The sequence below is a fragment of the Streptomyces sp. NPDC004788 genome, from assembly GCF_053601115.1.
In genome coordinates this window covers 1-4,553 of record NZ_JBSGBF010000189.1, presented here as the reverse complement: position 1 = coordinate 4,553, position 4,553 = coordinate 1, and the positions used below count along the sequence as shown (strand labels likewise).

General features: G+C 72.6%; 6 protein-coding genes. All 6 read left to right on the top strand.

Translation table 11 applies throughout. The features are described from left to right. The coding region (locus tag ACWEJX_RS37445) for an FAD-dependent monooxygenase (RefSeq protein ID WP_451611873.1) at window positions 1-905 on the top strand (905 nt) is incomplete at its 5' end. A gap of 40 nt (window positions 906-945) precedes the next feature. After that, complete coding sequence (locus ACWEJX_RS37440) at window positions 946-1,575, top strand: PadR family transcriptional regulator (RefSeq protein WP_451611872.1); 630 nt, start codon at window positions 946-948, stop codon at window positions 1,573-1,575. A 68-nt stretch (window positions 1,576-1,643) separates the two neighbouring features. Then, on the top strand, window positions 1,644-2,093 hold the full coding sequence (locus tag ACWEJX_RS37435; protein WP_403790879.1) for a peroxiredoxin: 450 nt from the start codon (window positions 1,644-1,646) through the stop codon (window positions 2,091-2,093). Window positions 2,094-2,184: 91 nt separating this feature from the next. After that, the gene (locus tag ACWEJX_RS37430; RefSeq protein WP_451611871.1) at window positions 2,185-2,598 is read left to right on the top strand and encodes an SHOCT domain-containing protein; all 414 of its coding nucleotides are present in this window, start codon (window positions 2,185-2,187) and stop codon (window positions 2,596-2,598) included. A 145-nt stretch (window positions 2,599-2,743) separates the two neighbouring features. Then, the gene (locus tag ACWEJX_RS37425) at window positions 2,744-3,190 is read left to right on the top strand and encodes an RrF2 family transcriptional regulator (protein ID WP_451611870.1); all 447 of its coding nucleotides are present in this window, start codon (window positions 2,744-2,746) and stop codon (window positions 3,188-3,190) included. A gap of 92 nt (window positions 3,191-3,282) precedes the next feature. Further along, window positions 3,283-4,470: a globin domain-containing protein gene (locus tag ACWEJX_RS37420; protein ID WP_451611869.1), complete on the top strand. Its 1,188-nt coding sequence runs from the start codon at window positions 3,283-3,285 to the stop codon at window positions 4,468-4,470. Window positions 4,471-4,553 lie beyond the last annotated feature (83 nt).

The following is a 4,553-nucleotide window of genomic DNA, read 5'->3' as shown; positions in this document are numbered from 1 at the left end:
GGTCGACCGGCGGCGAGTCGGCGGGCGGCGGCGCGGGCCGGTCGGTGGGCGGCGCTTCGAGCGGGTCGGCGGGCGGCGGCGCGGGCCGGCCGGTGGGCGGCGCTTCGAGCGGGTCGACGGGCGGCGGCGCGGGCGGGTCGATGGAGGTCGTGGAAGCGGATCTGGTGGTCGCCGCCGACGGCATCGGCAGCCGGACGCGCACCGCCCTGTTCCCCGACCATCCGGGCCCGGTGCACAGCGGCTCGACCGTGCTGCGCGCCATCACCGAGCGCCCGCTCGACCTGCGTACCGACTTCGAGATCACCTGGGGGCGCGGGGCCGAGTTCGGGCACATCGCGTTCACCGACGGGCGCGCCGAGTGGCACGCGGTCCTCAACGCGCCCGCCGGCGTGCGCCACCCGGACCCGCTCGCCCTGCTGCGCCGGCGCTTCGAGGACTGGCACGAGCCGATCCCCGAGCTGCTCGCGGCCACCCGGCCCGAAGACGTCCTCCACCACGACATCGGCGAACTGGCCACTCCCCTGCCGTCGTACGTCTCCGGCCGCACCGTCCTGCTCGGCGACGCCGCCCACGCCATGACTCCCAACCTCGGCCAGGGCGCCTGCCAGGCCCTGGAGGACGCCGTCGTCCTGGCCGCCGAACTCAGCCGGACGGGTGACGTGGACAGCGCGCTCGCCCGCTACGACGCCGCACGGCGCCCGCGCGCCACCGCCGTCGCGGCGGCCGCCCGGCAGGCCGGCCGGATGGGCCAGCAGCTCACCCACCCGCTCGCCGTTCCGCTGCGCAACACCCTCATGCGGCTGGCCCCGTCGGGCACGGCGGTGCGGATGATCCTGCGCCATGCGTCCTGGACCCCGCCGCTCACGCCGCTCACGCCCCTCACCAGGTCTTTCGCGGGTGAATAGGTGTGGACCGAAGTATTCAACAGGCTGCTAGTTTGTCCGGATGTCTCTCAAGCACGCGGTCCTGGCGGCTCTCCTGGAAGGAGAGGCGTCCGGGTACGACCTGGCCAAGCTCTTCGACGTGTCCGTGGCCAACTTCTGGGCGGCCACGCCGCAGCAGCTCTACCGTGAGCTGGACCGGCTCTCCGAGGCCGGTCTCATCACGGCCCGGGTGGTGCAGCAGGAACGGCGCCCCAACAAGCGCATGTTCACCCTCACCGACGCCGGCCACCAGGACCTGATCACCTACACCGCCCACACTCCGAAGCCGACCGCGGTCCGCGACGAGCTCATGGTGCAGGTCCAGGCGTGCGACGAGGGCGACACGGCGGCCGTACGCGAACACGTGCGAGAGCGCATGGAGGCGGCCCGGGCGAAGCTCGCGCGTTACGAACGGCTGCGGGAGCGGCTGCTGGACGGCCTCGACGAGGCCGCCTATCTGGCACGGGCCGAGCGCGTCGGGCCGTATCTGACGCTGATGCGCGGCATGGCCTTCGAGGAGGAGAACATGCGCTGGGGTGAGCGGGTCCTGGCGGTACTCGCGGAACGACAGGAACGGCGGGACCGGCAGGAGCGGCAAGCCCGGCAGACACGAGACGAGCAGCAGGAGCGACGGCGGGTCGCACACGGCTGAGGCCGCTCCTCCGGTTCGGGCGCCGGACGGGTGACGGGCGGGGCTACCGTGGGGTAACGTCCGGTCGCATGAAGGTCGGTGACATCGTCGAGGACTTCACCCTTCCGGACGAGACCGGGCAGCCCCGCTCCCTGTCCGGACTCCTGACCGAAGGGCCGGTCGTCCTCTTCTTCTACCCCGCGGCACTCACCCCCGGCTGCACGGCCGAGGCATGCCACTTCCGCGACCTCGCGGGCGAGTTCCGCGCGGCCGGCGCGCAGCCCGTCGGCATCAGCAGCGACGAGGTCGCCCGGCAGCAGGAGTTCGCCGACCGGCACTCGCTCGGCTACCCGCTGCTCTCCGACCCGGCGGGCGAGATCCGCGACCGGTTCGGGGTGACGCGCGGTTTCTCGCTCGCCCCGACGAAGCGGGTCACCTTCGTCATCGACGAGGACCGGCGGGTGCTCGAAGTGGTCCGCAGCGAGCTGCGGATGAGCGCCCACGCGGACCGCGCGCTGGCGGCACTGCGCGCCCGCTAGCCGGCCACGACATGCGCGCTCCGAGGGGTTCGGCGACACTCGCTGGTACGCGAGGCCGCATCAGGGCCTTCCGCGGGAACGGAGTGCACGCATGGACGACTACCCGCTGCTCAACGTCTTCTGGACCATGCTCTGGTTCTTCCTCTGGATCATGTGGCTGTTCCTGCTCTTCAAGGTCGTCATGGACATCTTCCGTGACGACGAGCTGAGCGGCTGGGGGAAGGCGGGCTGGCTGATCTTCTGCATCGTGCTCCCCTTCCTCGGCGTGCTCGTCTACGTCATCGCCCGCGGCAAGGGCATGGGGCAGCGTGACGTGAAGCAGGCCAGGGAGAACGAGGCCGCGTTCCAGGACTACATCCGCAAGGCCGCGGGCTCCGCGCCGGGCGGTGGCGGCGGGGGTCAGGGCAGCGGCGTGGACGAGCTCGCACGGCTCGCGGAGCTGAGGGACCGGGGCGCCATCACGGACGAGGAGTTCGAGAGGGCGAAGGCCAGGGTCCTGTCCTGAAGTCCGTGCCGGGCGGCCGGTGTGTGGGTGCGGCGGCGCAGGCGGCGGCAGCGTCACGCCGCATGACCGCGCCACCGTACGACCGGGCCGGCACATGCTCACCCCCTAATACGACTCTCACATACGACTTTGATACCGTCATGCCGTGCGGTTGACGAAGTTCACCGACCTGGCGCTGCGTGCCGTGATGCGTCTGGCGGCCTCCGAGCAGGACAGCTCCCCCACCACACGCGAGGTGGCGGAGTCCATGGCCGTGCCCTACGCCCACATGGCGAAGGTCGTCACCCGGCTCCAGCACCTCGGGGTGGTGGAGGCGCGGCGAGGCCGGGGCGGTGGACTCACGCTCACCGAGCTCGGCCGGCGTTCCTCGGTGGGCTGGCTGGCGCGGACCCTGGAGGGCGAGGAGGAGGTCGTCGCCTGCGAGGGCGATCCGCCGTGCCCGCTGCGGACGGCCTGCCGGCTGCGCGGCGCGCTGCGCGAGGCACAGGACGCGTTCTACCGCACGCTGGATCCGCTGACCGTCGCGGACCTGGTCGGATCTCCCACCGGACCGGTACTCCTCACCCTGTCCGCCGGCCCCCGCGACGACTGACCACCCGGATCCCCTCCGCTCCACCCCCGCGCTCCGGCGCGGGTTCCTCACCACATTAAATGCGAAGATCATCTACCAGTATTGGAGCCGTCATGCTCTCCGAGCAGGCCACCCCGGTCGTCCGTGCCACCCTTCCCGCCGTCGGCGGGGCACTCGACGAGATCACCGAGCGGTTCTATGCGGGGCTGTTCGCCGCCCACCCCGAACTGCTGCGGGACCTCTTCAACCGCGGGAACCAGGCCAACGGTGACCAGCGCAAGGCCCTGGCCGGCTCCATAGCCGCCTTCGCGGGTGCTCTCCTGGACAGCCCTGACACCCGGCCCGACGTGATGCTGTCGCGGATCGCCCACAAGCACGCCTCGCTCGGCGTCACCTCCGAGCAGTACAAGGTGGTCCACGAGCACCTCTTCGCCGCGATCGTGTCCGTGCTCGGCGAGGCCGTGACGCCCGAGGTGGCGCAGGCGTGGGACGAGGTCTACTGGCTGATGGCGAACGCGCTGATCGCCCTGGAGGCCCGGCTCTACGAGGAGCGGAGCGTCGCCGAGGGCGAGGTGTGGCAGGAGCTGGAGATCGCCGGCCGGCACGAGGAGACGTCCGACACCGTCTCCTTCTCGCTGCGGCACCCGGACGGGCTCCCGCTGCCGGCGTTCCGGCCGGGGCAGTACGTCGGCGTCCAGGTCGAACTGCCCGACGGCGCCCGGCAGATCCGCCAGTACAGCCTCTCCACCGCGCCCGGCCGCCCCGAGTGGCGGATCACCGTCAAGCGCGTCGACGGCGACCCGGCCGGTGAGGTGTCGTCCTGGCTGCACGCCCACGGCCGCGTCGGCGACCGGGTCGGCGTGTCCGTGCCGTTCGGCGACCTCGTCCTGCCCGAGGGCGACGGGCCGCTGCTGCTCGCCTCGGCCGGCATCGGCGCCACTCCCATGCTCGCGATGCTCGACCACCTCGGCCGGACCGGCTCGACCCGTCCGGTGACCGTCGTCCACGCCGACCGCTCCCCCGCCGCCCACGCCCACCGGGAGGAGCTGCGCCGGCTCGTCGACGCGCTGCCGCAGGGCACGCTGCACCTCTGGTACGAGGAGCCGGGCGACGCCGACGCGCACCCGGGCCGCGCGGATGTGACGGCGCTGGAACTGCCGGCCGGTGTGACCGCGTACCTCTGCGGCCCGCTGCCGTTCATGCGCGCCGTCCGCGGCGACCTGTTGGCCGGCGGGGTCGCCCCGGCGGACGTGCACTACGAGGTCTTCGGCCCCGACCTGTGGCTCGGCGCCACGGTCTGAGGAGCCACACAGCGGGACCGGGCGCGGGCAGGCTCCCGGATCTCGAACGGATCGCCCGCCCGTCGTCCCCGGTCAGGGACGAC